Annotated in this window: 19 protein-coding genes and 3 pseudogenes; 19 read left to right on the top strand and 3 right to left on the bottom strand. The window is 57.7% G+C overall.

Translation table 11 applies throughout. The features are described 5' to 3' along the window. Positions 1–767 precede the first annotated feature (767 nt). Positions 768–1775, bottom strand: coding sequence for a hypothetical protein (locus tag EJ072_RS17330; RefSeq protein ID WP_126080659.1), 1008 nt, complete (start codon positions 1773–1775; stop codon positions 768–770). A 252-nt stretch (positions 1776–2027) separates the two neighbouring features. On the opposite strand from EJ072_RS17330, the gene EJ072_RS17335 reads away from it, so the two are divergent. Continuing rightward, complete coding sequence (locus EJ072_RS17335) at positions 2028–2501, top strand: hypothetical protein (protein ID WP_126080660.1); 474 nt, start codon at positions 2028–2030, stop codon at positions 2499–2501. Positions 2502–2903: 402 nt separating this feature from the next. Here EJ072_RS17335 and EJ072_RS36865 read toward each other — a convergent pair. Continuing rightward, positions 2904–3024 (bottom strand): annotated as a pseudogene (locus tag EJ072_RS36865) (IS256 family transposase); the annotation flags it as partial. 379 nt (positions 3025–3403) lie between these two features. Between EJ072_RS36865 and EJ072_RS17340 the strand changes: the two are divergent. From EJ072_RS17340 to EJ072_RS17370, 7 genes and pseudogenes are all read left to right on the top strand, one after another. Beyond that, positions 3404–5068, top strand: a complete 1665-nt coding sequence (locus tag EJ072_RS17340; RefSeq protein WP_245467327.1) for an ABC transporter substrate-binding protein — start codon at positions 3404–3406, stop codon at positions 5066–5068. A 1-nt stretch (position 5069) separates the two neighbouring features. Continuing rightward, a complete protein-coding gene (locus EJ072_RS17345) occupies positions 5070–6068 on the top strand; it encodes an ABC transporter permease (RefSeq protein WP_281013029.1) in 999 nt (332 codons plus the stop codon). Then, the gene (locus tag EJ072_RS17350) at positions 6065–6997 is read left to right on the top strand and encodes an ABC transporter permease (RefSeq protein WP_126080661.1); all 933 of its coding nucleotides are present in this window, start codon (positions 6065–6067) and stop codon (positions 6995–6997) included. Before EJ072_RS17345 ends, EJ072_RS17350 begins: the two co-directional genes overlap by 4 nt. Continuing rightward, the gene (locus tag EJ072_RS17355; RefSeq protein ID WP_126080662.1) at positions 6994–8001 is read left to right on the top strand and encodes an ABC transporter ATP-binding protein; all 1008 of its coding nucleotides are present in this window, start codon (positions 6994–6996) and stop codon (positions 7999–8001) included. The genes EJ072_RS17350 and EJ072_RS17355 overlap by 4 nt, the downstream gene beginning before the upstream one ends. Next, the gene (locus EJ072_RS17360; protein WP_126080663.1) at positions 7994–9055 is read left to right on the top strand and encodes an ABC transporter ATP-binding protein; all 1062 of its coding nucleotides are present in this window, start codon (positions 7994–7996) and stop codon (positions 9053–9055) included. The genes EJ072_RS17355 and EJ072_RS17360 overlap by 8 nt, the downstream gene beginning before the upstream one ends. 187 nt (positions 9056–9242) lie before the next feature. Further along, the gene (locus EJ072_RS17365) at positions 9243–11339 is read left to right on the top strand and encodes a S9 family peptidase (protein ID WP_126080664.1); all 2097 of its coding nucleotides are present in this window, start codon (positions 9243–9245) and stop codon (positions 11337–11339) included. A 99-nt stretch (positions 11340–11438) separates the two neighbouring features. Continuing rightward, positions 11439–12175, top strand: a pseudogene (locus tag EJ072_RS17370) (IS5 family transposase). A 102-nt stretch (positions 12176–12277) separates the two neighbouring features. On the opposite strand, the gene alr reads toward EJ072_RS17370, so the two are convergent. Further along, entirely contained in the window at positions 12278–13447 is a 1170-nt protein-coding gene (gene alr, locus EJ072_RS17375; RefSeq protein WP_126080665.1) for an alanine racemase, read from the bottom strand. A 377-nt stretch (positions 13448–13824) separates the two neighbouring features. On the opposite strand from alr, the gene EJ072_RS17380 reads away from it, so the two are divergent. The 11 genes and pseudogenes from EJ072_RS17380 (at position 13825) to EJ072_RS17430 (ending at position 25961) form a co-directional block, all read left to right on the top strand. Beyond that, on the top strand, positions 13825–14241 hold the full coding sequence (locus tag EJ072_RS17380) for a GNAT family N-acetyltransferase (RefSeq protein WP_126080666.1): 417 nt from the start codon (positions 13825–13827) through the stop codon (positions 14239–14241). Positions 14242–14464: 223 nt separating this feature from the next. After that, on the top strand, positions 14465–15718 hold the full coding sequence (locus EJ072_RS17385; RefSeq protein ID WP_126080667.1) for a methylaspartate ammonia-lyase: 1254 nt from the start codon (positions 14465–14467) through the stop codon (positions 15716–15718). Between the two features lie 15 nt (positions 15719–15733). Next, a complete protein-coding gene (locus tag EJ072_RS17390; RefSeq protein WP_126080668.1) occupies positions 15734–16885 on the top strand; it encodes a CaiB/BaiF CoA-transferase family protein in 1152 nt (383 codons plus the stop codon). A gap of 136 nt (positions 16886–17021) precedes the next feature. Beyond that, entirely contained in the window at positions 17022–17933 is a 912-nt protein-coding gene (locus tag EJ072_RS17395; RefSeq protein WP_126080669.1) for a CoA ester lyase, read from the top strand. Positions 17934–18066: 133 nt separating this feature from the next. Then, complete coding sequence (locus tag EJ072_RS17400; protein WP_126080670.1) at positions 18067–18993, top strand: LysR family transcriptional regulator; 927 nt, start codon at positions 18067–18069, stop codon at positions 18991–18993. A 195-nt stretch (positions 18994–19188) separates the two neighbouring features. Next, positions 19189–20621, top strand: a pseudogene (locus EJ072_RS17405) (NAD-dependent succinate-semialdehyde dehydrogenase). Positions 20622–20627: 6 nt separating this feature from the next. Beyond that, entirely contained in the window at positions 20628–22172 is a 1545-nt protein-coding gene (locus tag EJ072_RS17410; RefSeq protein WP_126080671.1) for a fumarate hydratase, read from the top strand. Positions 22173–22674: 502 nt separating this feature from the next. Further along, a complete protein-coding gene (locus EJ072_RS17415) occupies positions 22675–23172 on the top strand; it encodes an Lrp/AsnC family transcriptional regulator (RefSeq protein WP_126080672.1) in 498 nt (165 codons plus the stop codon). 808 nt (positions 23173–23980) lie between these two features. Continuing rightward, positions 23981–24568 (top strand): toll-Interleukin receptor, encoded by a 588-nt coding sequence (locus EJ072_RS17420; RefSeq protein WP_167508689.1) that lies wholly within the window; start codon positions 23981–23983, stop codon positions 24566–24568. A 124-nt stretch (positions 24569–24692) separates the two neighbouring features. Continuing rightward, positions 24693–25445 (top strand): DUF4231 domain-containing protein, encoded by a 753-nt coding sequence (locus tag EJ072_RS17425; RefSeq protein WP_281061018.1) that lies wholly within the window; start codon positions 24693–24695, stop codon positions 25443–25445. Positions 25446–25454: 9 nt separating this feature from the next. Further along, the gene (locus tag EJ072_RS17430) at positions 25455–25961 is read left to right on the top strand and encodes a TIR domain-containing protein (protein ID WP_126080675.1); all 507 of its coding nucleotides are present in this window, start codon (positions 25455–25457) and stop codon (positions 25959–25961) included. The last annotated feature ends 624 nt before the right edge of the window (positions 25962–26585 follow it).

Here is a 26585-nt window from a genome sequence, read left to right on the forward strand (position 1 = left end):
TTTAAGCGTTGGCCGTGCAGGAAAATCTGTCGGGCGAGACGCTGCACATTTGGGGGAACGGCATGACATCACCCGCACCCTGATCCTTGTCTGGATTGGCAGAGGCAGGTGGAGTGGTTCGATGAACATACGGCTTCGGCCGCTCTGATCACGGAAATGAGGCGCGAATCGCCGCAGCTGATCGGCAAGCAGGCTCAGGAGCTGGAATTTCTAGGGCGATCACGGCCTGCAACCGAAGGTCAGACGCCGGTTCGTCGCCGCGACCGACAGCATTCATAGCAGTCCGATCTACTCCAATCTGGCAAAAGGACATTGTCCCGACCTGCCAACCAACTCTAGGTCGGCGATATCACCTATGCCGCGCTACCGGCCCGCTTCGTCTACGTCGCCGTCATTCTCGACGTCTGGTCGCGCATGATCGTCGGCTACGCCATCGCCCGCGCGATCGATGCCCCCCGACGGTCGCCGTTGCGCCGCAATCGAGCGCAGAAAGCCGCCGCCAGGCCGCGTCCAGCGGCTCCCGGCCCGCAACGATCGAGGATTAACACATCCGGCAGACGAGCAAAACCGCAGCCCGATCGGTGTAACCCTAGAGCGCACTCCAGATCGCGGTCAGTTTCTGCAGTCGAGCATTGCGACCAACATCTCATGTCGACCGCCGTCATCACCGCCGCCTCGCACTCGGCGCAGCACCGAAATCGGTTGGCGACGTCTCGGCTGCCACGCTGATGGGGCACCGAGTGGGCGCCGACTCGACGCGTGACCGGCTACGGGATGCCGATCCCGAAATACCGCTTGTGGGCCACATCAAGGATGCGATTGATCAAGCTCGAATAGCTGTGCCCAGCGGCGATTGCGGCTAGGACATATTCGGATTGCATACTGAGCCCAGGCATCGTGTTGATCTCCAGCACAAAGGGTTGGCCGGAGCGGTCGATCCGGACGTCGAGGCGTGCATAGTCCCGGCACTCGCAGGCACGGAAGGTTGCAATCGAAATATCCCGCAGCAAAGTCGCAAGACTGCTCCCGACTCGCGCCGGGCAAATCGTCGACGCCTGCTCGGCAGGCAGGTACTTCGCTTCCCAAGTCAAAAGGCCAATTTCGCGTTCGCCGAAGTCGATCTCTGCGAAGGGCAACACCTCGGGTTTTCCGTTTCCCAGCAGCGCGACATGGATTTCCCGCCCATCGATGTATTCTTCCACTAGCGCATCCTGCCCATATTGCCCAATGATCATTTCGACGGCTTGCGCCAGCTGAGAGGGCTCATGCACGAGTTGCAAACCGAAGCTGTTGTCTTCACGGCGCGGCTTCACCACAAGTGGGAATCGCAAATCGCCGGTGCTGTCGGTGCCGCAGCGCATGATGCGAAAGTTCGGCGTCGGCACGCCGCAACTGCGCATGAGCGTCTTGCTGATAACTTTGTCGTCCGTCAGTCCATGCCCGAGTGGGCTCGATCCGGTGTATGGAACGCCGGCCATCTCAAGCATGCCCGGAACGTGCGTGAAACGGTAATCTCCTTGAATCCCCTCCGCCAGGTTGAAAACAAATCCTGAAGGGCGGGCTTGCGGATCGGGTGGCATGAAGCGCTCGAGCGTATTGAGCAGTCCTTTGTCGCCTTCACACAAAAGCGTTTCATGGCCGCCATCTTGCAGTGCCGCCACCGCCCTTTCGACTGTCTCGCCGGGCGGCCAAGGCTGCGGGGGCTGTGGATAAGGCTGACCGAATCGGTTGATCACGCCTGTAAAATCACGATTCCGGACGACGGCTACTCGCATGACGTACTCCTTGATGGTTCGGTTCTGCACTTCATTCGCTCGGATTTGTTTTCTCGAGGGAACAGCCCGCTTTATCCGCGCTCGCCTTCACGGAGTCCTATGCAATCCGCGTGCCACCAAGAGACGGTGCGAATAAAGGGGCAAGCGCTATGTGTCTCGCGGCGCGCCCGCGCGGGACACTTGTGCCTATGCCGCCGCTTGACTTCTGCCGAGGGACCCAGCCCGAGCCAGGCGGCGAAATCGCGACCGCACTTGAAGGGTTCCATCGGTGGCGAAAATGCCAAGGGCAGCAATAGGGCCGACACCGGGCATGGTTTGCAAGCGCCGAGATGTTGCAGCTTGCTTGGACAGCATGTCGATCGTCTTCTTCAATGCCGCGAAACGGCTGCTCAACTGTTTGATTTGGTCAAGAGCGCTGCAGATGTCGCGGACCAGATCCGGCAGGTCTGCACTCTCGTCCTCGACGATCTCTGCCAGACGTGGCAGGTGGCCGATGCCTTGCGGAACAACATAACCGAACTCCTAGAGGTGCGCGCGCAACGCATTCACCCATTCGGTTCTCTGATTCACGAACTGCTCTCTGGTGCGAAACACGATAGCCCGGGACTGCTACTCCTTGGTCTTCGGTTCGACAAAGCGCGTTGTCGGTCGTTGCGCTGCTTCGACGATCGCCTCCGCTTCGGCGACGTCGTTCTTCTGCCGCTTGACGGACGGTTTGGGACATAGGCCGGGACAATCAGTCTTGGCTCATGGCCAAGCCGAGCCATCTGACAGGTCTGTAGTGGGAGCTGCCGCACGCTTCCATTGCCACGACACATGCCGGTTGACTCGCCATGAACTTGCAAAACTGCAGGCGCGACAGCTTCTTGCGGAATACAACCGATCCATCAGCTGCCGCCCCCTGCAGCTGAATGCCGTTCTTTCCCAGATCGACCCCAATGATAGTAACTTTTCCATCGATGCCTGCCTCTCCTTTGCGTGGCGCTAACACCACCAACTTGGCACATTGCGATGCCGTCGGAGAAGGCTGGCATCCACCCCATCAGTAAAATGGGACAGCCATGGTGCTGGTCGCGCGGCTTGGCGCAGAGCATGTTTCTTGTGCTCACGCAGATCGTCCATGTTGATCTAGCGGTTGGCGCCATCCGTTTTCGTTGGTTTCGACAGCCAATGTCCTGACGGGGGCGGCATCTCTATGTTTTGGAAAGATGAGCACGACACAGGTGCGCCGGCGGATTTCCTCGTTGAGGCCGCCCTCGTCCATCTCGGCCTCGAGCACCTCCTGCATCCGCACGGATCACTTCGTGCGGACCTGCGGGGCTGGAAGCAGAATGTCTTTGGCGGCAGCGCTGGTCGATTACCGGGGAATCAACAGGTGCGATTTTCAGAGCTGCACCGTCGACAGAAAGCGTCCATCTGGGCGGGGAGAGTCGTTAGCCATCTACTTATTAGATGGCGATTATATCGAGTCTCTATTTGCCAATTCAGCAGCTGTCGAAGAAATCTAACTTAAGACTATAAAGGGGAACCGCCACACCAATTACCTTGTGCACGCGCTGGCCATCAGTTCCAAATGGGCGCGACGAGGTGCGGGAATGCGGCGTGGCGAGGCTTAAAGGAGGACCAGAATGATGTGGTCTATGAATCGCCGTGCGGTCGTCAAAGCAATGCTGGTGGGATCGGTTGCCCCGTGGGTCATTAACTCAAGGGCGTTCGCTTCGTCTTGTAGCGACCATATTGTGCGTGTCGGCTCGATGGGTGCTCCCGATTCCATGAATCCATTCGCCACCTGGAGTTCGTTCTGGCCGCTTGTCTTGTCCTACGATTCGCTGGTCGGCGTTGACGCCCAGCGACACCCTGACCGGAGGGGGTTTGCGAAGGCGTGGGCCGTTGCTGATGACGGGCTCACTTGGACAATCAAGGTATGGCCCGGCATGAAGTGGTCGGACGGCCAACCCGCCACCGCCAGAGACGCCGCGTTCACCTATAATTATCTGCTTGGCTCCGTGGGCAAGCCAGACGAGCTGAATATTGGCCAAAACAGCACAGACGGCATGGAACAAGTCGCATCCGTTACGGCCATTGATGACGAAACTCTGCGGATCGTGACCAAGGCTCCTACGCGCTGGCCAATTGACAACTTCGTTCTAATGGTCCCTGAGCACGTTTGGAAGGACATCGGCTACGCGGATGCGCGCAGCACTTTTCGCAACGACCCGCCGCTGGTGGGAACTGGGCCTATGATCGTTGCGGAGTTTCAGCAAGGCCAATTTGTGCGCCTTACGCCAAACGCGTATTTTCGCACTGAGCAGCCGAAGACGGCCGGGATGATTATCCACTTCTTCACCACGCAGGATCCAATTGCCCAGGGTCTGAAGAGTGGGAGCTTCGATTGTGGGGGCGTGACAACCGCACAGTGGGCTGCCTTCTCGAAGGAGAGCGATATCGGGGTCTATGAATCTCGCGTGGAGCAGCGGGACTATCTGGCATTTAATACGGCCTCCGGGAAGGGGGCGGGCAGCACCAAGGCCCTGCAGGATCCAGCGTTTCGCGACGCGATCGGCTATGCGATCGATCAGAAAGCGATCGTGGATCGCGCCTACCGCGGGCACGCAGACCCTGGTGTCGGAATTGTGATGCCGGTAGCCGCCGACTATTACTCAGACCTAAGCGACATCAGGCGCCGCTTCGATCTAGCCGAGGCGGGTCGTCGGCTAGACGCGGCCGGATATCGGGACACGAACGGCGATGGTGTCCGGGAGGACAAGGAGGGAAAGAGCTTACAGCTTGAGCTAATCACAGGAAAGGCTTCGGGTGTGAGCGAGATTCCGATTGCAGCCGTGCAGCTTGTTGCGGGCTGGCTGGGACAAATTGGCATTCCCGTGTCGGTGACCCAGCTCGATTCCGGTGCGCTCACAGCCCGCACGACAGCGCCGACGGACGGCGGCGGAAGCTGGGATCTGCTAATCGCCAGCAACTGGCTGTCTTCCTCGCCTCACGACCTGCTCGTCTTGGGCAGTAGCAAGTCCATCGGCCTCACTAACAGATCGTACTGGACAAATGAGAAGTTCGACGCGCTCCTGACTGAGGTCGACCGTACCGTCGACCTGAAGAGGAGCCAGGAGCTGGTCGATCAGGCAGCGCGCCTCATCTATGCTGAGGCGCCGTATATCATTCTGAGTCACCCCTTAACGCTCGGTGCCTATCGTAAGGACTGCTTCCAGGGCTGGGGACCGGAGGACGCGATATCGGATTGGAGCTATTTCCCGTTCGATCGGTTGAGGCCGATCTAACGTGGCTGGCAACGCACAGGAAGGGCGAACAAGCCGCATTGGGAATGTCCTGATCAGGGCGGCCATAACTCTTTCGATGGTGGCCACACTGAACTTCGTCCTGTTCAGGGTCATTCCCGGTGACCCTGCAGCGCTTCTGCTTGGCGGTGCTCGGATGAGCGTGTCCGCTGAACGGATCGAGGCGCAGCGCCAGAACTGGGGACTCGACCGGCCGCTTTTCCCGGACCAGATACTTGACTACCTGTCGGCAACTCTACATGGCGATCTCGGCTACAGCTTCAAGTTCAGGGGTAGACTTGTCTCTGACCTTATTTGGGAGCGCTTGCCGGCCACCATCGCCCTGGTTGGCTTGGCCCAATTAATCGCCATGCTATGCGGTGTCATGCTTGGGCTCTATGCGGGTTGGCGCAGAGGAGGAGCTGTCGACCGTATCGCCATGGGAGCATCTCTAGCGCTCTATTCTACGCCGTCTTTCTGGCTTGCTATGGTACTAGTAGTCATTTTTAGCACGGCATTGGGGTGGTTTCCGGGTTATGGCATCTATTCACCCGGCGCTAGCATAGGTTCAACTGATAAGATCCTAGACTACTTGCGACATCTCGCACTTCCGGTCGCCGCGGTAGCCCTTGGGCTGATCGGGCAATACGTTGTGGTCGCGCGTGCAGCGATGAGTGACGTCGTTACTGAGGACTACATGGTGACCGCACGCGCCAAGGGACTTACCAACGGTCAGATGCTGATGCGCCATGCATTTCGTAACGCAATGCTGCCGCTCGTGACCTTGATTACTCTCAATCTTGGCTACGTGGTCGCTGGTGCGATCACCGTCGAAGCCGTCTTCGCCTGGCCGGGAATTGGTGGTCTCACGGTCGAAGCGCTCAACGCGCGGGACTACCCAGTTCTTCAAGGGATATTCCTGTTGCTTGGTGTATCGATCGTTGTCGCGAACCTCCTAGCCGATCTTGCCTACGGCATTCTTGATCCGCGAATCCGGCAATGAGTGAAAGTATCGTGCGATATTCCTCGCGTAGCCGGGCGAGAGCGATCAAGAGCTTTCTATCCAATCTTCTTGGTCACGCCGGGGCTCAGCTCGGCCTGTTGTGTCTGGTGTTTTTCCTTGTCCTCTCTGCTGTGCCCAATATCCTCGTAGGTCCACTTGAGACCGTAGCCACCGCAACTGGTGATTTCCTCGTTCCACCATCAAGCCAGCATCTGCTGGGGACCGATGAGGTGGGGCGTGACGTGCTCAATCTGGTCGTCCATGGTGCCCGGATATCGCTCACGATCGCGCTGCTGGCGACCGTCATCAGCCTCGTCGTCGGCACTACGGTTGGTATCATTGCTGGCTACTACGGTGGCAGAGTTGACGTCTGGCTGATGCGGCTGACGGATTTCTTTTTCGTCATGCCGTCCTTCGTCCTTGCGCTGGTCATCACACCCGTGGTGCTCGAAGTAATGGGGCGGGGCAGAGAAATCCTCGGCTTCCGTCCTTCCCTCTTCGTGATCCTTGTCGTCATCGGCATAACAAGCTGGGCGTTTGTCGCCCGTATCGTTCGCAGTCAGACACTATCGCTTAAGGAGCGAACATTCATTGATCGCGCACGAGTTGTGGGCAGCAGCAATTTGAGCATCATGGTGCGGCATATCCTCCCCAATCTCGTTCCGCAAATCGCAGCGAATGGTGCGCTGGTCGTCGCTGGCGCAATCTATGTCGAGACGTCGCTCTCGTTCCTCGGGCTTGGCGACCCATTGCAGCCTTCATGGGGCACTTTGCTTTCGCTCGCTCAGCGCGCCGGTGCGGCCAGTACCGGAGCTTGGTGGTACCTCGGCGCCCCCGGGCTGTGCGCCCTCGCGGTTTCCCTTAGCTTCGTCCTGGTCGGCAATGCCCTCGACGACACGTTCAATCCACGGCAGAGGGTGATCCCATGACAAACCTCTCCCAAGACAAGGCATCGCTTTTGGAAGTCGACGGGCTTTCTGTTGAGTATCGGCTCAAGGGCGTTTCATTGCGAGCGATCGACCGCGTGAGCTTCGCGCTCCAGGCTGGAGAGGCCGTTGGCCTCGTCGGTGAATCGGGCAGTGGCAAGACTACCACCGCCATGGCGATCGCTGGTCTACTATCGCCCAATGCACGGGTCAGCGGCGGCCAAGTGCGCTATCGTGGTAACCTGCTGTCGATCGACAATGATGCGGCGATGCGGCCACATCGCTGGACCGAGACGTCCGTCGTTTTCCAGGGCGCGATGAATGCGCTCAATCCCGTTCACCGCATTATCAAGCAAATCGCCGAGCCATGCATCCTGAAGCTCGGCATGTCGCGTGCCGAGGCGACCGCGCGGGCACGGGAGGTTCTAGAACTCGTCGGCATTCCGACGGATCGCGGCACTGCCTATCCCCACGAGTTGTCGGGCGGTATGCGTCAAAGAGTGATGATTGCCATGGCGCTCGCATGTCGCCCCTCGATCATCATCGGTGACGAGCCGACCACGGCGCTCGACGTCATCACACAGGCTCAGATCCTCAAGCTGTTGGGGAAGTTGCGATCGCAGCTTAACCTAGCGCTCATTTTAATCACCCACGACCTGTCTGTCGTCGCTGAGTCGTGTGATCGCGTGATGATCATGTACGCCGGCCGGATAGTCGAGGATGGAACCGTCGCGGAGATCTTCGCTAAGCCCAAACATCCCTACACTCGCCTGCTGATCGAATCGATCCCCAACCCGGCGAGCGGCATACGGATAATTCGCCCTATCCCCGGTGATCCTCCCAACTTAATGAATCGACCGTCAGGCTGCGCCTTCCATCCACGTTGCCCGTCAGCAACGGGGGTCTGCACGACCGAAGTTCCCAGCCTCGAAAAGTTCGGGTGGGGACGCGTCGCCTGTCACCTTCACCGTTCCTCGCAAGAAGGCAGGGTTGCAGTTCATGCCTGACACCTCCGACATCCTGAGTCTCGAGAGCCTGAAGGTCCATTTTCCTATCCAGGGCGGACTGTTCGACCGGGTCCTGGGGCGATCTGCCGGGGCGGTGCGTGCGGCGGATGGAGTCGACCTCAACATTGGACGAGGTGAAATCGTCGCCCTGGTTGGAGAATCCGGAAGCGGCAAGACGACAGTGGGCCGCGTCATCACCAAGCTAGCCCAGCCCACAGGAGGCAGGTTGCTGTTTGAGGGCCGCGATATGACGTCTGCAAAGGGCTTCTCGGCTCTGCGTCCCTACCGGCGACGCGTGCAAATGATCTTTCAGGATGCTTATCAGGCGCTCAACCCGCGACACACCGTGTTCGACAGTGTGGCAGAGCCGTTGCGCTCCCTGCGGCTGGTCAAGAACCATGCTCAACTCACAGAAAGGGTCAGCGAAGCGCTTTCGGCGGCCGGGCTCAATCCTCCCGGTGATTTCTTCGCCCGCTTCCCACACGAACTCTCCGGCGGCCAGCGCCAGCGCGTCGTGATTGCCGGAGCGCTTGCCGTGAAGCCGGAGCTCATCGTTGCCGACGAGCCCGTGTCGATGCTCGATGTATCGATACGCGCACAAATTCTTCAGGTCCTGGTTGACCTGCGCGCCAAGCACAACATGGCGCTACTGTTCATCACCCACGACCTGCCGCTCGCCTGGCTGATCGCCGACCGGATTGCAGTCTTATATCTTGGGAGATTGGTCGAGATCGGCAGCGCCGATGACATCACATTCAACCCCCGGCATCCCTATACGGTCGCGTTGCGCAACGCCACGCCGCAGATTCGCAGCGACGCAAGTCGCTTCGAGCTGCCGGCGTTGCAAGGAGAGGTTCCAAGCGCCGCACGCGTGCCGAAGGGCTGTCGTTTCCATCCTCGCTGCCCGCTTGCTTTCGACCGGTGCAAGGAGGAGGAGCCGCCGGCCATCGAAGTCGGGCCGCAGCATATGTCCGCATGCTGGCTGCCGACGTCAGGTGCGAAAGCAGAATTGTCGACACCCAACCTGAAAAGTGCCGACCATGGTTCCGTCTGACAGTAAGTAATAATAGGGCACTCGAAGCGCTATTCTGCCAGAACGGAATTAACGGATGTTGGTAATAACGCACCGTGGCTCGTTAAACGGTTTACACTATATCGCCTAGGAGCAACATTGATGCACAAACTGTCTGCTCGCGGACTGCCGCGCCAATTCCTTGCTCTTTTTTCCTGAGGGCCTTGTGATGGTAGACAAGCACCTGCAGCCACCGCTTCCTCGTTCCGAGGCACGGATCCGGGTCCTTCATGGCGACGTCACGATAGACTCGTATGGCTGGCTCAGGGACTGGGAGAATCCCGACGTCCGCGCGTATCTTGAAGCCGAGAACAGCTACGCGCAGCAAGCGACAGCCCACCTGGAAGGGCTCAAGGCGGAACTTATCGCCGAGATCGAAGGGCGTCACACCTGCGAGGGCGCCCCACCAACCTTCCAGGTTGGGCCTTTCGAGTACTTCGAAAGACACGGGCGGGGCCTGTCTCATCCTGCGTGGTGGCGCCGGCCGGTGACCGGAGGCTCGGCCGAGCTTGTTCTCGACCCGAACGCGATCCCGGGGGCCGAGATCTTCTATTCGCTCGGTGTCTTCGAGCCGAGTGACGACGGGCGTTACGTGGCGTTCAGCTTCGATGTCATCGGGGACGAGAACTTCGAGCTTAGGGTGCGGGACATAGAGACCGGCCATGACGTCTGGACGGGCTCGAGGCGGGCTGGGATGGTTACTTGGACCGCGGACGGCAACACGCTCTTTTTCACGCGGGAGCGGGCGGACCGGCGGCGGCAACGCCATGAGCTTATACGCCTGGACGTCAACGATTCGCACTCTGAGGTAGTGTTCGAGGAGGCGGACGAGCGACTGAACTTGCGGATTTGGCGCTCTGATAGCGGCGCCTGGCTGCTTTTGGACGTTATGGACAACGCCGGGGCGGTGGAGGTGTGGTGCCTTCCTGCCGACCAGCCGGGCGTTGGGTGGCGCCGGATTGTGGCGCGTGATCTTGGCCACCATGTCTTTGCCGAGCACTGGGGCGACAGGTTCTTGTTTCGGGTAAACGACGCTGGACCCTACTGGCGGCTCGTGTGTGCGCCGATAGGTGACCCGTCACCATCGTGCTGGGAGGAGGTCATCCCGCATCGAGCGGGCGTGACGCTTGAGGAGGTCCACGTGCTCGACCAGCACCTGGTTGTCCTGGAACGAGAGGGCCTTCGTCCTCGCCTCGTCTCGCATAACCGAAGCGGGGGGGTCGCCGCCACGATCGTTCCCGACGAGCCGAGCTGCACTCTTAAGGTCGGCTTGTCTGCAGGGGGTAGCTATTCGGTCGCACGGCATCCGTTCCGAAGCTCGAAGTTGGTCTACTCGGTTAGCTCATTCGTGACGCCCGACACGTTTGTAGAGCATGATCTCGCCGACGACCGATCGGCAGTCCTGTACCAGGCCCGCGTTCCCGGATATGACCCGGCTCAATACGTGGCGACGGTCGTCATGGCGCAGGCGGAAGACGGGGTGGATATACCAATTTCGCTCGTCGCGCGGCGCGATCGAACCACCCCAGGGCCGGTGTTATTGAATGTCTACGGCTGTTATGGAAAACCGAGATGGCCCTCGTTTTTCACTTGGCCCTCATCCATGACCAAACGTTTGAGCCTGCTCGATCGCGGAGTTGCTTTCGGCATCGTGCACGTACGGGGAGGCGGGGAGCTTGGACGTCCGTGGCACGAGGCGGCTACCCGCGATCGAAAACGTATCACCCACACAGATCTGATCGTCGCTGTCGAGGCGCTTGTTAGGCAGGGGGTCGCCACCGGCGACGGCATCGTCATTGAGGGAGCGAGCGCTGGCGGGGGTACCGTGCTTGCCACGGCCGACTTGCGGCCCGACTTGTTCCGCGCCGTACTCGCCGAGGTTCCGCTCGCCGACATCATAGATACCGAGCTGGACTTCACGATGCCGTACGCGCTGCCGGAAATAGCGGAGTACGGCGATCCCCACATAGCCGACGAATATCGGCACCTGCGCAGCTACGATCCTTACTACAACCTCAGTGCCGATCGCCCGCGCCCGCCAACTTACGTCGACGCCGCGCTCGACGACAGCCAGGTGCTCTACTACCAGCCTGCTCGGTACGTTGCCCAGCGACGTTCCTTTACGGCCGGTCGAGACCCAGGTCTTGTTTTCCACATGCGTATGGTCGGTGGCCACGGCGGCGCTTCACATGGGCCTAGTGTAGCCGAAGAAGCAGCACTTCGTATGGCTTGGATTCTAGACCAGGTCCGATGCTCGGGCAATTAGGCATTTCTATGTTACAATCGGAATCAAAGCTAGGGTCAGGACCCATAATCTATTGAGTTGATATCTGTTTGGTGATTCAGGGTGGCAGGAGGTGCTGCCTTGAGTGATTTGCTGATGTTGACGCCGGAGCAGATGCGCCGGATCGAGTCCTATTTTCCTTTGTCGCATGGTGTTCCGCGTGTGGATGACCGCCGGGTGCTGAGCGGCATCCTGTTCGTGATCCGAAATGGCCTTCGCTGGCGAGATGTCCCTTCCGACTACGGTCCGTACAAGACCATCTACAACCGCTTCATCCGCTGGAGTCGGCTGGGTGTGTTCAACCGCATCCTAGCGGAACTGGCCGCGCAGGGCGGCGAAACGGACAATCTGATGATCGATGCCACCCATCTCAAAGCGCACCGCACTGCCGCCAGCCTCCTTAAAAAACTCTATCCCGATGTATCGGACGCAGCCGAGGCGGACTGACCACCAAGGGACGTCCGCGGCTGCTGCATCTGAGCGAAGGGCAGACCAATGATCACAAGACTGCTGCGGCCGTGATCGAGGATTTGCCCGCCGCCAACGCCCTGCTGGCCGATCGGGCCTACAGTTCAGCGGCCTTCCGCCAGGCGCTCGTCGAGCGCGGTATCAGGCCATGCATCCCACCCCATGCCAAGCATCGTGTTCAGCACAGCTATGATCCTGTCCGATACCGGCAACGTCACAGGATCGAGAACATGTTCGCACGCCTCAAAGACTGGCGACGCATCCACACCAGATACGACCGATGTGCTCACACCTTCCTGTCGGCTATCGCCTTCGCTGCAGCCTTCATCTTCTGGATCAATGAGTCCTGACCTAGCTACATGTTTGATCCGGGGCTTTGATGGGGCATCCTTATCTTTCGAATCAAAGGATGCCCTATGGACCAAGTTCTCCATGGGAGCGCCATAACGAAATCAAAGGCGTGCCTTGCCATCATTCATCTCGCTGCTGCCATCAAAGTCTAACGCCTTATTCCTAGGGGTCGTAGGTAACAAGGAAGAATTCAGATACCGTCTTGTGCAACCAGCACCTAGGCGGGTTAAGACTTCGTGTGGGCTGAGGCCCACAGCTTCTGCAAGGTCATCTAAGGTAAAATCATTTCCCAGTAATTCCACAAAGTTACCTGGCCCACAAAGCGCTTCTGGAACATCTGTTATATCAATTGTCATGTTCTCCATGCATATTGTTCCGATTAGAGGGGCCGAATAACCTGCGAACCGAGCTGATATCTTGTTCGCGCAGGCCCATGGAAGGCCATGTGTGTAGCCGATCCCGACGGTCGCTACGCGGGTAGCTCGACCCGTACGAAATGTCGCACCGTAGCCAACAGCCTCCCGCCTAGCGACATTGCGCACGTCGAGTATTTTCGCTCGGAGCCTTGCAACCGCTTGCAGCGGATTTGGTCGAATGCCAGCATCGTTGAGCCCGTACAGGGCTGAGCCCACCCGTACCATGTCGAAATGATAGGATTTACCTAGCCAGATACCGGCGGACGCTGCGAGACTGCCGCAGGTGGGCTTAATCAGATCGTAGATCGCCCGGAAGCGGTTCCGTTGCAGCACATTAGTTGGGTCCGCAACGGTTTCGCTGCACGCTAGATGGCTGAGTACGACCGAAGGGGGATACATGTCGAACGTACCAGAAAAATACGCGCGACGCACGTCCGCAATGGCGAGCCCAAAGCGGGAAAATCCCGTTTCCACGTTAAGAAAATATGTCTTCGTTCCTGTTGCAATAACGGCTTCCAATTCGGCGCAATTGTTCACAACCGGTATGAGGTTATTGGATTGGTAGAATCTACCAAATTTCGCGAAATCATCGCAAAAAACCGCGATTGCCTCGTCTACATGGGACGATCTTAGAAGCAGCGCTTCCTCAAGATTGCCGACGAAGAGCAGATCGCAGCCGACATGAATAAGCGCCCTTGCAATCTCTACAACACCAAGTCCATAGGCGTCGCTCTTGACGACAGCGGCGACCCTTACGCCTAACCCAACGAGGGCCGTGATGGCCCGGAAGTTCGCCTGAATAGCCCCAAGATTGATTTCAAATATAGCATTTCTGGGGCGAACTAACGGCAACATCTTTTGCTCTCCAACAGTCCCGTTTTTTATAAACCTCGCCGCCCCGCGATGCAGCCTACTATCCTAGGTAGGCGCGCGAGCTGAGATTGCCGTTTAAAAAGGGGCGCCGTCGAAGCACGGATTAGACACTGGTTAAAGCGGACTGAGACGCAAGCAGTCGCTTCGGCAGGGCACTTGCACGCAGATGACAAAGCATAGTCGTTCAACTGACTAGTAAGCTGTGTTCTGGATAGGGCAGTTGCTGCGCAGCTCTTCGTGCCAAAATCCGCCACAAGCTACTGCTGGTTTCACGCAGTCAGGGCGAAAATCTCGGCACCGGCTGCGAATACAAGGTATTGCGTAAGCTTAGATCAATCAATTTTTGTTAAGGGGTTGGCATGAGCGAACAATCTGAGATCCTTTACGTTAGTGAGCCGAACCTTGACCCGGCCGAATTCTGCCGCGTGTTGGCCGAATCCGGCTTCGGGGCGACCCATGGCGAGCTTCGGCTGCATGCGATGCTCCGCCAAGCCGACTTGGTGCTGACGGCCCGGCTCCATCGGCCGGGGCGGAAGCTGGTCGGAGTACTTCGATGCGTTACTGACTTTTCCTGGATCTGCTACGTCTCCGAGCTTGCCGTATCGGCGTCGGCGCAAGGCCTCGGCATCGGCAAGGGCCTCCTGTATGAAGCCCGCCGGCAACTCGGGCCTGCTGTGGCCATAGCTTTGATCTCTACACCCAACTCTGTCGGCTTCTATGAAGGGATTGGATTGACGCGCATTTCAGACGCATTCTGGTTAATGCGCGAATGCTAACCCAAATGAGGTGAGTACGACGTTGCAATGTCCACCTATACAATAATTCGACGTTCGTCGAATGCTTGCCGGAATACGGGGTGCATGTGTCTGACGCCGGCCATCTGAAAACGCGATGGGACCGTCCGGGACATTATGTTGGCGAACTCAAGATCAAGTGGTGCATAGTCGGCGCAGCAAATCCAACTGCCATCAACGATGTCCGAAAATCGAGCGAAGTGAAATGCAGATCAAAGACGTCCTCCTTGCGCCTGGCAATGGCGCTTTTTTCTATGACGATCAGGGTGCCATCAGGGCCGGCGCGCCCCAGGACGGTTTCGTCTATAGCGGCGAGGCGACAGCGATTGGGTTCACGTCCATCCGCGTTCCGGCATCTTCGCTCAGCATCGGGCTTGCTCTCACCGACGGGGCCGTGGTTTGGGGTGACATGATGAGCGTTCAATATTCTGGTGCTGGAGGACGAGATCCTTTGTTTGAGAGTGCTCAAATCTCGGAGTTAACCTCGCGTATAGTCGTGCCCCGGCTTCTCAATGTCGACGTATCTCGTTATCTCGATGCCTGTGCAAAGGTTTTTGAGCCTCTCCAGCACCAGCGGTTACCTCTCGCGATTGAGTATGGCGTTAGCCAGGCGCTCCTTCGCGCCTCGGCCCATCTTCAAAGTACCACGATGGCGGAAGTCGTTTGCAGTGAATTTAACCTGCCGCTGCCAATTCGCAGGGTTCCGATCTACTGCCAAAGCGGCGATGCTCGCGAAATCAACGTCGACAAAATGATCTTGAAAGCGGTAGATATACTTCCCCACGGCCTGATCAACTCACGGCAGAAATTCGGCGTCGAGGGCCAGGCCTTCATGGAGTTCGTGAAGTGGGTTGCGGCGCGGACGCGCGAAATTGGCCGCCCGGGGTATCATCCGGTGCTGCATTTCGATGTGTATGGCTGGATCGGCCAGGAAATCAGCCTGGAGCCGCAACTCATCGCCGACTTTATCTGCAGGGTCGCCGACGCTGTTCCGGGTTTCACCCTCAATGTCGAGTCCCCGGCGGATTTTGGTTCGACGCAAGCTCAAATTGAGAACTACGCCAAGATCGTATCAATTTTGGACAACCGGGGTTCCACCGCTCGCATTGTCGTGGACGAAAGGTGCAACACGCTCGAGGATATTCGGCTCTTTGCCGAAGCGAAGGCCGCGCATCTCATTCAAATCAAGACGCCTGATGTCGGCTCATTGGCTGACACGGCACGTGCAGTGCTCCTGTGTAAGGAGAACAAGGTAGGCGCGTACGTTGGAGGAAGCTGTACCGAGACAGATCTCTCTGCCCAGGCTTCCGTCCACATATCGATGGCGACCCAGGCAGACATGATGCTTGCGAAGCCTGGAATGGGAGTCGACGAGGCATTCTCGATCGTGGGCAATGAACAGAATCGGTTGCTTGCGATGCTGAATCGTCGTCGGGCTCAAAACGAAAATGTTGGATGAAGAGCGCGGTGTTGCATGCAGAACTCTCTTGAGGGGATCACTGTCGTAGCTGTGGAGCAGGCCGTTGCTGCACCGTATGCATCGTCTCGTCTTGCCGATGCAGGCGCCCGGGTGATCAAGGTTGAGAGGCCTGAGGGAGACTTTGCCCGGAAATACGATAAGTTGGTGCGGGGGCAAAGCGCCTATTTCGTTTGGCTCAACCGGGGTAAGGAGTCAGTATGCTTGGATTTGAGGTTGGAGGCGGACCGTGCTGTGCTGGACACGCTTGTTGCTGCTGCTGACGTCTTTATCCAGAATCTGAAGCCAGGCAGCATCGAAAAACTCGGCTTCGGATCTGCGGATCTGCGTCGCCGTTTTCCGCGGCTAATCACCTGCGACATTTCGGGATTTGGGGAGGGGGGGCCATTTTCTCACCTCAAGGCCTATGATCTCATCGTCCAAGCCGAAACCGGTCTGTGTGCGATCACCGGGACGCAACAGGGACCCGCCCGTGTGGGTGTGTCGGTTTGCGACATCTCGGCAGGCATGACGGCACATAGCGCCATACTTCAGGCGCTGTATCATCGCGAGGTCACTGGCGAAGGGGCTAGCATTCAGGTGTCCCTGTTCGATGCCGTCGCCGATTGGATGAACGTGCCGGTCCTGCAACACGACTACAGCAGCTACCACACGGTACGCGCGGGCGTGAAACACCCCTCGCTGGCGCCTTATGGCGCCTATCGCTGCGCCGATGGCAAGGACGTCATCTTTTCCGTGCAGAATGACCGGGAATGGGTGAATTTCTGCGAGAAATTCCTGAAGCGGCCTGAGCTCACGCGTGCACTTGGTTTCGCCGACAACATGGAGCGCCTCGGCCACCGTCCTCAACTTGATGAGATAATTGAGCTGCGGTTTTCCGAGCTGTCCTGCCACGAAGCGATGCAGGAGCTTGAGGCGGCCGGTTTGGCATATGGGCGACTGAACGAAGTGGCGGACATTTCAAAGCATCCACACGTTCGCAGGGTTGAGATTGGCACACCTGAAGGAACAGTAGAGACGATCGCCCCGGCGGCGATCTTCAACTCTGAGCGCCCCTCGCTGCGCCCAGTTCCGGGCCTTGGTGCGCATACGGAGGCTGTCCGCGAGGAGGTTCGAGCAGGTTTGCGCGCAAGAGCCGCGTCAGCATGAGCGTGCCTGTTGTCGGGAAGGAAGCGCGATCGCGATTCACAGAGTGCATGCCTAGTCCTGGCCCCTCTGGGTGCCACGGCCGCCCAGCAAACTCACTGACAGCGCCCACGCTAGAATCGACCGCAGAGGCGACTTCATGAATGACGCCGTTCAGGCCGTTGAAAGCCCGATGTCTGTTCCCCGCTGGAGATCTCTGCTCTTTGTTCCCGCTCATGTTCCGCGCTTTGTGGAGGCGGCTCATGAGCGCGGGGCAGATGGCGTCATACTCGACCTTGAGGACTCCGTTCCCCAGGATCAAAAAGGTGAGTCACGGCGCCAGCTTTCTGCATCCGTGGCAAAGGTGGGCCGCAGGGGCGCTTATGTTTTAGTTCGCGTGAATCGCGGTTTGCGTGCCTTGGCGGCCGATCTCGATGCAGCCGTAGTAGCGGGTGTTGATGCACTTGTCCTTCCGAAGACGGATTCGGCAGCGTGGGTAATAGAGATCGCAAATGCGGTATCGGAACTTGAACGAGAAAGAAATCTTGCGGTGGGTCGAATCCGGTTCCTTGCCTTGATCGAGACCCCGGCAGCATTACAAAGTCTCTCAGCCATTGCGTCGGCCCATCCCAGGATGGTTGCAATGGCGCTGGGTCCTGAAGACTTCAGTGCCTCCGTTGGCGGTGCCCCGGAACTCGACCTTCTTTTGACACCGAACCTTTCTGTTCTGTTTGCCGCTCGCGCCGCTGGCTTGCTACCGCTTGGTTTCATAGGAAGTATCAGCGAGTTCTCAGACAATGATAGACTTCGTGAGGCCGCGGCCCATGCGCGGCGGCTTGGCTTTACCGGGGCTTTGGCGATCCATCCAAATCAGGTTGCCATATTCAATGAGGCTTTCTCACCAAGCCCACAGGAACTCGAGTGGGCCCGTCGTGTCCTCGCGGCGGAAAAAGATGCGACGGCGCAAGGCAGAGGCGCGTTCGCATTGGACGGAAAGATGGTCGATCCACCGGTTATTCGAAGGGCCCGAGAAATCATCGCGACGGATCCGGGCGCCGAGTTGGCCGTTTGAGTCCTCAGCGGGTTGATCAACAAGACTGGGACGACGACAGCAAGCGTCAGCAGCTCGGCACAATTATTGCTGTCGTGCCATCACATTTTAAGATAGATTGCGTCAATTGCAGTCCGCCCTCGGAAGAGTACCCGTGGAAATCAGGCAGTTAAGATACTTCGTCGGCGTGGTCGAAGCAGGCAGTTTCACGAAGGCCGCTGGCTTTCTGAATGTCGCCCAGAGTGCGCTGAGTCTGCATGTACGCCAATTGGAGGAAGGCTTCGGCACTCAGCTGCTGATACGCGACAGAACCGGCGTGAGCGTGACGGCGTCAGGAGCCAAACTGCTCGAGCGGGCGCGGGCAATTCTCAAAGAAATTCGACTTACCGAGGTGGAATTGACCAACACAGCCGCTTCCCCTGCCGGGGAGGTGACTATTGGGATTCCGTCTGGAGCTGCTCGCGTCCTGAGCGGTCCGCTGCTTGAGGCGGTGAGACACGAACTGCCCAAGGTGTCCCTCAAGATGGTCGAGGGTATGACGGGACCGCTAGAGGAATGGATGGCGGCTGGACGCTTCAATCTGGCGGTTCTGTACCGCACAGCAGACAGTGTGGGGCGAATGACGGTGCTAGCGCGCGAAGACCTTTGTCTGGTGGTTCCGTCCGGCGAGCCACCGTTTGAAGATGCGATATCGCTGGTCGACCTGCATGAATTCCCCCTGGCGGTTCCCATGCGCAACAACAATGTCAGGCGTTCGGTGGCTGATGTCGTCGCACAACACGGTTGCGCGCTGGACGTCAGGTTTGAAGTGGACTCCCTCTCAACGATCATCAACATGGTCGTAGAGGGAAAAGCGCATTCTATTCTCGCCCCGTCTGCGGTTCAGAAAGAAGCCTCCCAAGGGCTGGTCCGGACTGTCAAGATCGTCGATCCGGTGATTACTCGGTCCGTGGTGCTCGCTGTAAATCCCAAAGATGAGCGTTCTGCGGCCGTTTCTGCGGTCTGCAAGCTCATTCCGAAGGTCGCCAGAAAATTGATTGAAATCCGGGACTGGGCGGCGGTGGCGCCTGAGGCGACCTGACAAACTAACCTGTAAAGCTGGGCATGATCTTTTGCGGCCATAAGGACCAGCCCGATCTGGATTCCAGATGGATTTCGGCAATATTCGATATTTGACCCGCCGCGACCATCGCGATGAAACTGGCTCAAGCGAGTTCAGCAGTTTCGATATCGAAACTGCGCTCGTATGCAAGAATTCAGTCAAGTGGAGCCCGTGATGTCCGACGCCAAGAGCTACGAGCTCTTCATTAATGGCAAATGGCGAGCCGGTGGTAGCCGAGCCACTTTGCCGGTGATCAACCCGGCGACGGAGAAGGTATTTGCCTCAGTGGCCTCGGCTACGGTTTCAGACTTGGATGAAGCTCTTGCCTCGGCAGAACGCAGCCGCAAGGCGTGGTCCTCACGACCCGCCAAAGAGCGTGGCGAGATCCTCGTCTCTGCCGCCAGCATTCTGGCAGAGAAAGCTGGCGCCGCAGCCAGGGACCTGTCGTCCGAACAGGGAAAGACGATTGCCGAAGCGACAGGAGAATACGCGCGCGCAGTCGAAACGCTGGAATGGAATGGCCGGCATGCCGATGAGTTGTCGGCCCCGATTCCGTTGGGCTCGAACAGGATGATAGCCCCGAGCCGCTCGGTGTCGTCGCTGCATTTACGCCATGGAACTATCCGGCCGTTCTTATCGCCCGCAAGCTCGCCCCCGCGCTGGCGGCAGGCTGCCCGGTGATCCTCAAAGGGGCCGAGGAGACGCCAAGTGTGGCTGTCCATATCGTGGAATCTTTGCGTCAAGCAGGGATACCAGAAGGCGTGGTCAACCTGGTGTTCGGTGTTCCTGTGCATATATCGCGGCATCTGCTCAGTTCGCCAATTGTGAAAGTCTTGACGTTCACGGGGTCGACGGCTGTTGGAAAACAGCTAGCCACGCTGGCCGCGAATAATCTGCAGCGTTGCATCCTTGAGCTCGGTGGACATTCCCCGGTTATTGTGTGCGAAGATGCGGATCTGGCAAGGGCGATACCGGCTATTTCGGAATACAAATTCGAGTGCGCGGGCCAGAGCTGTAATGCGCCCAGCAGGATTCTTGTCGCCCGGTCCCGCTATGAGGAACTCCTGTTCCGGATGACGGAGGCGGTCCGAAGAATCAGGATCGGACCACCGGATGACCCTGCAACGCAAATGGGGCCAATGGCAAACGCGCGGCGAATAGAGGCCATGCAGCGCCTGACCAAGGATGCGGTAGAAGGCGGCGCCCGCATCGAGACCGGTGGCATCCCCCTTGACCGACCGGGGTTTTACTGGCCGCCAACCATCCTGACGGGCGTACCGAAGCAAGCGAGAGTGCTTCATGAAGAGCCGTTCGGACCGATTCTCACCGTGGCGCCTTTCGATACGATCGAAGAGGCGATCGAGGAAGCCAACGCCACCGAGTACGGTCTGGCCGCCTACTTGTTTACTGGCGCGGCCGATACGCAACAGAAGCTTATCAATGGTCTCTCTGCGGGCGCAGTTAGTGTGAATTACCTGAAAGGGGTTTCCGCGGATGCGCCTTATGGGGGCGTCAAGCAAAGCGGCTATGGATATGAAGGCGGCGAGCAGGGGGTGCGAAGCTTCCAGATTTTGAAAATGGTCAATGGCCTCGGTTCGTTTGGATAAAATCCGGTGGGAAACAGAACACGGACCATCGCAGGTCGCGACATCACAAGGAGCGTCGCCGACGCCCTTCAGTACATCTCGTACTATCATCCTCCAGATTATATCCGGTCTCTTTCTCACGCATACACGCGAGAACAGAGCCCGTCGGCGAAGAATGCCATAGGTCAGATTCTGCTGAACTCCCGCATGGCGGCCTTTGGGCGGCGCCCGATCTGTCAGGACACCGGACTTGTGGTTGTCTTCGCAAAGGTCGGCATGGATGCCCGCATTAAGTCAACAGCCAGTTTCGCTGATCTTGTGAATGAGGGCGTACGTCAAGCCTATCTCGATCCGGACAATCCCCTTCGGGCATCGATCGTTGCGGATCCCCTCGCTAGACGGGTCAACACCCGCGACAACACGCCGGCAGTTGTCCATGTCAACTTGGTGCAAGGTGACCAGATTGAGATCACTATCGCCGCAAAAGGCGGCGGGTCCGAGAACAAGGCACGTTTTACCACCCTTAATCCCAGCGCCTCCGTTTCCGACTGGGTGGTCAATACCGTTTCGACCCTGGGCAGCGGATGGTGTCCGCCTGGGCTGATCTCTGTTGGTATCGGTGGTAGCGCTGAAAAGGCGATGCTGCTGGCCAAGGAAGCCATGAACGAGCCCATCGATATGGCGGAACTAATCGCAAGGGGGGCGTCAAGCCCGGAAGAGGGACTGCGGATTGAGCTTTATGAGCGGATCAACGCGCTTGGCATCGGCGCCCAAGGGCTTGGTGGTCTGACGACAGTCGTTGACGTCAAGGTTGCGACCTATCCTACTCATGCGGCGTCCAAGCCTGTGGCGCTCATCCCGCAATGCGCCGCCAACCGGCACCTGAAGTTTACTTTGGACGGCTCTGGACCCATCAGGCTCCAGCCGCCCGATTTGCGCGAATGGCCCGACATCGGAGCCGACGAATTGAACCCAGCCGGCGTCCGGCGGGTCAATTTAGATACGCTGACGAAGGAAGAGACGGCATCGTGGCGCTGCGGTGAAACGCTCCTGCTGTCTGGAAAGATGCTGACGGGCCGTGACGCTGCCCACAAACGAATGGTCGAGCTGATCGATGCCGGCAAGCCGCTTCCGGTCGATCTGACGGGACGCGTGATCTACTATGTCGGTCCCGTCCGGGCAGTGAGGAATGAGGTCGTTGGACCCGCCGGTCCAACAACCTCCAGCCGCTTGGACGATTTTACGGACAAGGTGCTCGCCGAAACCGGCCTTTTTGCGATGATCGGCAAAGCGGAAAGGGGACCGGCGGCCATCGAGTCGATTATAAGACACAAAACGCCCTATCTTGCTGCAGTGGGTGGCGCTGCGTACCTGATTTCAAAATCGATTAAGAAGGCGCGGATCGTTGCCTTTGAAGACCTGGGCATGGAAGCCATCTATGAATTCGATGTGCAGGACATGCCTGTTATCATGGCCGTCGATGTTGAGGGAAACTCCATTCACAATTCCGGGCCTCTCGAGTGGCGTAGGCGTATGGCGGCCGACAGCATCGCACGCAACATCGGCGTTTGAATCTTCCCAGTTAGGCGATTTCGGCCAGACACCAGCGTCAAATTGTTGGGCACGCCGTACGACGAGCGGCATTTGCGGTGCCTTGCGCCTCGGCGAGCCGGACGAGCAAGGCCTTCAATTCACCCCAATAGCTGAATGTGCCACTGAATACTGCATTGAGTATGCCGTCCACGCGATCGAGGCTCGAATGCAGTCGCGCGTCTATCAAGTACGGTAGCGGGGATTCAAGAAAATGGGTTATCTATTTTATTTATCAGAAGGTCTCTGCCGCCGCCGACTTCCTCTCCAGCTGCACCATTGCCCGTTAGGCGCTGGGGCGATAGCCAAATTACTTCTGCAGCTTTTCTCAGCGGATCGCTCTCCTTAGCTGATTTTCATACCCATTCTAGCACATCTCGGGCCTGGAACGGATGCCTTCCACTGCTACATTCGGTCGTTTCAATGATAATAGAATTGATCGGCACACGGCGCGCTGTCGATCGCTGCTTGAGAGCAACAGGTTATGAAGTCGAAACCCGATCCCGTGCAACTCGACAGTTGGGACGTCCGGATTCTCTCCGAGATTCAGGCAGACGGTCGGATTTCAAAAAGTGAGCTTGCAAAACGAGTTCATCTTTCGGCGTCGGCCTGTTCGGAGCGGCTCCGAGCACTCAAGGCCGCAGGAATTATTGAGGGATTTTATGCGCGACTGAGTCCTGCACTCGTCGGCGGCATGATCTTTGTGATGGTAGAAGTCGTGCTGGATCGCCATCGTCTTGAGGACCAACGAGTCTTCGAAACTGCAATCCAAGAGATTCCGGAAATCCTGGACTGCTGGGCAATTGGGGGGCGCGTGGATTATTTGATGCGGGTCGCATCTCGTTCTATGGCCGCCTATCAGGATTTCATGGAGGGACTGCTGCAGGCAGGCTTGGGGATTGATCAATACTATAGCCTTGTCGTCACGAAACCAGTGAAGTCCAATTCACCGATACCTTTGTCCGCCCTGAGGCAACGGTGAAAGCGAAAGTTTAAGTTTCAACGGCGTTTGGCACGGATCCCGTAGATTCGTCGGCAAAAGGCGCCCATTCCGACGAAACTCAAGGGACATTTGCGGTATACTAATTGCTGGAAAAAGGTGGCCGAGCGCTATCCGCCAGTTGATGGCGAGGAAGGACGATGCGCTTGAGCAATCTGGAACCGATCATTCCAGGAGACGGATCGAAGCAGCCATCGGACGCACTTGGCCAGCACGGTTACGGCGAGAAGCCAAACCGGATCGTGCCTGGTTGAGGAGGCGTCCATATCTAAGATGCGAAGTGCCGAAAAAATGCCTCTACCGCTACTTCAAGGGGGGAACTTTCGCCCTGGATTGGCGATCAGTGGCGATTGAGCTTAGTCGCGGTCAGCGCATCCGTGTGGGGGGGGCGAAATCTACAGCGAGGGTTTGGCAAGCCGACGGGTAGCGGGAGTGCAAGCTGGCCCGCTCGGCCCTGGCGACCAACCCGGCCCTCGACGCCTGCGGACATTCGGAGATCGCTCCATCGCGTTTTTACGTCGTAAGTTCGTTGCTGATCGAGATTAGGAGATCGTCTGTCCTGTTTGACATCGCTGGTCTCGCAGCCTTCTAAGCGAGGAGCATGGCTGTGCCGGGGTCGCGTAGGTGGGTGACAAGGCCGGTCACTCCTGCCAGCCGACGTGGTCTTTGAGAAGGTGGAGGTTGCGCTACCGGCTGGAGAGCATGGTGCCAGTTTTCACAAGACAAGGGTCGCTTAATCGAATGGGCGTCAAGTTCATAGATTGCGAACAGATCATGGGGGATTTGAATAGTGCTACTGACCGAGGCAGAGCTGAAAAGAGTTGCGAATGCCAGTCGAGGACATAGAGCCGCATCGATCGTTCTAAAGGAAGAGACGGCCGCAGCTACAGCCAGATCTTCATTCGACGTTTTTCTGTCACATTCTTTCAAGGACGCAGAGATCATTCTCGGTGTGAAGCGAATTTTCGAGGAGCTTGGGTTCACTGCTTACGTAGATTGGGTCGAAGATTCACAACTGGACCGCACAAAGGTCTCCTCGGCCACCGCCGAGTTGCTGCGGACCCGTATGAGGCAGTCAAAGACGCTAATCTATGTGCATTCAAACAATTCTCCAGAATCCAGATGGATGCCTTGGGAGCTTGGCTTTTTCGATGGGTTTCGGACCGCGGTAGCGGTTCTGCCCGTGGCAAAAAATTCTTCGGAAACATTCTCCGGGCAAGAATTTTTGGGCCTATACCCTTACATTGATGGGACAGGACCTGCATTCCTGTTTATGAACAGAGGGACCGCGCCTCGCTCAAGAATAGGCTCTGTAAGCTCGACTGCTAACCTCACGTTTGCCAAATCCTGGCTTAAAGAATTTACCGCCACAAAATAGACTGGTGTGCTTCAAAAATGAAATATCCTGGACTCTATAATAGCGCCGACGTGGCATCCAACGAGCAGCAGGCGACGTTTCTCCGCCTGATCCGGGCAGAGTACGTTCTTCTTTTTTAGCGTCGGTGCTCTCTTTGGACTTGTCGCCATCAAAAGCCTATTTCGGTGTCTATGCTGCGGTATTTCTTTGCTCAATGGGAGTCCTCATTTTCCGGTCGGTCACAAAGCCCGAGCAGGTCTGGTATCAGGCTCGAGCTCTTGCAGAGTCGGTGAAGACATTGACTTGGCGCTTCGCGATGCGAGCACAGCCGTTCGATGACGCGCGCGCCGCTGACGCCAGAGCTGATTTTCGAAAGCTCATGGAAGGTATCCTTGATAGCAATCGTCACCTTGGTAGCGCGTTGAGCGGCACCGATTCAGCATCCCCCCAAACAACCGACCAGATGATGTCGATAAGGGACTCCCCGCTAAAAGAAAGAAAAGACATATATCTGCAGAGACGAATCTGCGACCAGCGGAAGTGGTACGAGAAGAAGGCGCGCTCGAACAAGAGGTCCGCGAAAGTCTGGATGGGCCTTGGTATTTTTGCATACGCTCTGGGATTCTCGTTCATCGTAGTACGCATCGCTGACCCCGCGATGCCTGGCTGGCCGACCGAGCCGCTAATTGTCATCGCCGCCTCGCTTATCGGGTGGACCCAGATCAAGAAATTTAACGAATTGGCATCGGCTTACACGTTGACAGCTCACGAGATCGGCTTGACTGCCGACCTTATTACGGACGCCAACTCGGATGAGGCATTCTCCGCCGCGGTGAACGAAGCCGAACTGGCTTTCTCACGGGAGCACACCCAGTGGGTTGCTCGTCAAAACAACTAAGAGACAACAATGGCATACAGCGATCCGACCTATGTAATATTTGACGGCGATGAAGACGCTTGGGCATACCGCTTTATGAAAGGGTGGAATGCCAGCGAGAATGTGAGTTTTGAATTCGCGAACGCTCACGATCTGGACAATATGACGAGCCGAGCACAGGACGAAGATTATGTTAAACGCAATCTTCGCAACAGAATGAATGGATCGAGCCAGGTACTTGTCCTGATCGGTGAGAAAACGAAAAACCTTTTTCGCTTCGTGCGCTGGGAAATGGAATTGGCCCTTGATCTAGGTCTGCCGATAATCGCAGCAAACCTTAACGGCTCGCGGCAACAAGATGCGAGCTGTCCGCCTATCATCAGGGACAAATGTGTTGTGCACGTGCCGTTCAAGATGAAGGCCATCAAGCACGCGCTAGCCAATTGGCCCAGCGAATTTCATCGGCTTTCAAACGCTCAGCGTGGCGATGGCGCCAGGAGCTATGGCGAAAGCACCTATCGCGATCTCGGCTTATAATCGCCCACCTAAAAGCACTTAGCCGCCAAAACATCCTCGCCATCCGCTGGCGGCGACTAGCCTTAGCAACGTCCCCCAGCGTGTTCCGAGCTTGCCGAGCGATGATAAGAAGAGACGTCCGATTTGCTGAGTTTGGCTGAAAGCTGCAGGTCATGTGCAACCTATTAGAGGAGCCCCGCTCGAAGCGTCGGATCGTCAGACAAGATCATGTCGCGCGAGGGCGCTGGTTTCGCGAGGAAAAGGAGCGGCTGTTCGATGTTTGAGGCTTGATCCAGCGTTTCGAGACTGCACGAGCGGCCAGCATTGATGGAGGCAGCTTTTCAGGCCGCGCAATTCTGTCGGCTCGCCCCCTCCTGCGAGCCGCAGCTCGGCTCGCCCTGCGCAGCAACCACGAATTTGCGATCGCAAGAAAGGCAACACGCTCACGATAGAACTTGGCGGCGCTGGTCGGCTGCGAATCAAGATGTCAATGGCAAGGAGCTCTCGCCGCGCGTCTTTGCCGGGCCGAACCTTCTGGCTATGCTCCTTCGAGAAGTCTGCCGAGCACCAGCCGCCGCACCGCCAAAGCGATCAATATGCGCGAGGGCACGACCTCAGCCTCTCAGCGCTGGCCAACCAGGTTGG

Origin of the sequence: Mesorhizobium sp. M2A.F.Ca.ET.046.03.2.1 (assembly GCF_003952425.1) — a bacterium.
GTDB lineage: Bacteria > Pseudomonadota > Alphaproteobacteria > Rhizobiales > Rhizobiaceae > Mesorhizobium.

Bases quoted from the DNA above. Each gene is read 5' to 3' on its own strand.
- EJ072_RS17350 (WP_126080661.1), top strand. From the start codon at position 6,065: ATGAGTGAAAGTATCGTGCGATATTCCTCGCGTAGCCGGGCGAGAGCG.
- EJ072_RS17390 (WP_126080668.1), top strand. From the start codon at position 15,734: ATGCAGAACTCTCTTGAGGGGATCACTGTCGTAGCTGTGGAGCAGGCC.
- EJ072_RS17340 (WP_245467327.1), top strand. From the start codon at position 3,404: ATGATGTGGTCTATGAATCGCCGTGCGGTCGTCAAAGCAATGCTGGTG.
- EJ072_RS17395 (WP_126080669.1), top strand. From the start codon at position 17,022: ATGAATGACGCCGTTCAGGCCGTTGAAAGCCCGATGTCTGTTCCCCGC.
- EJ072_RS17330 (WP_126080659.1), bottom strand. From the start codon at position 1,775: ATGCGAGTAGCCGTCGTCCGGAATCGTGATTTTACAGGCGTGATCAAC.
- EJ072_RS17380 (WP_126080666.1), top strand. From the start codon at position 13,825: ATGAGCGAACAATCTGAGATCCTTTACGTTAGTGAGCCGAACCTTGAC.
- EJ072_RS17385 (WP_126080667.1), top strand. From the start codon at position 14,465: ATGCAGATCAAAGACGTCCTCCTTGCGCCTGGCAATGGCGCTTTTTTC.
- EJ072_RS17360 (WP_126080663.1), top strand. From the start codon at position 7,994: ATGCCTGACACCTCCGACATCCTGAGTCTCGAGAGCCTGAAGGTCCAT.
- EJ072_RS17355 (WP_126080662.1), top strand. From the start codon at position 6,994: ATGACAAACCTCTCCCAAGACAAGGCATCGCTTTTGGAAGTCGACGGG.
- EJ072_RS17365 (WP_126080664.1), top strand. From the start codon at position 9,243: ATGGTAGACAAGCACCTGCAGCCACCGCTTCCTCGTTCCGAGGCACGG.
- EJ072_RS17430 (WP_126080675.1), top strand. From the start codon at position 25,455: ATGGCATACAGCGATCCGACCTATGTAATATTTGACGGCGATGAAGAC.
- alr (WP_126080665.1), bottom strand. From the start codon at position 13,447: ATGTTGCCGTTAGTTCGCCCCAGAAATGCTATATTTGAAATCAATCTT.
- EJ072_RS17415 (WP_126080672.1), top strand. From the start codon at position 22,675: ATGAAGTCGAAACCCGATCCCGTGCAACTCGACAGTTGGGACGTCCGG.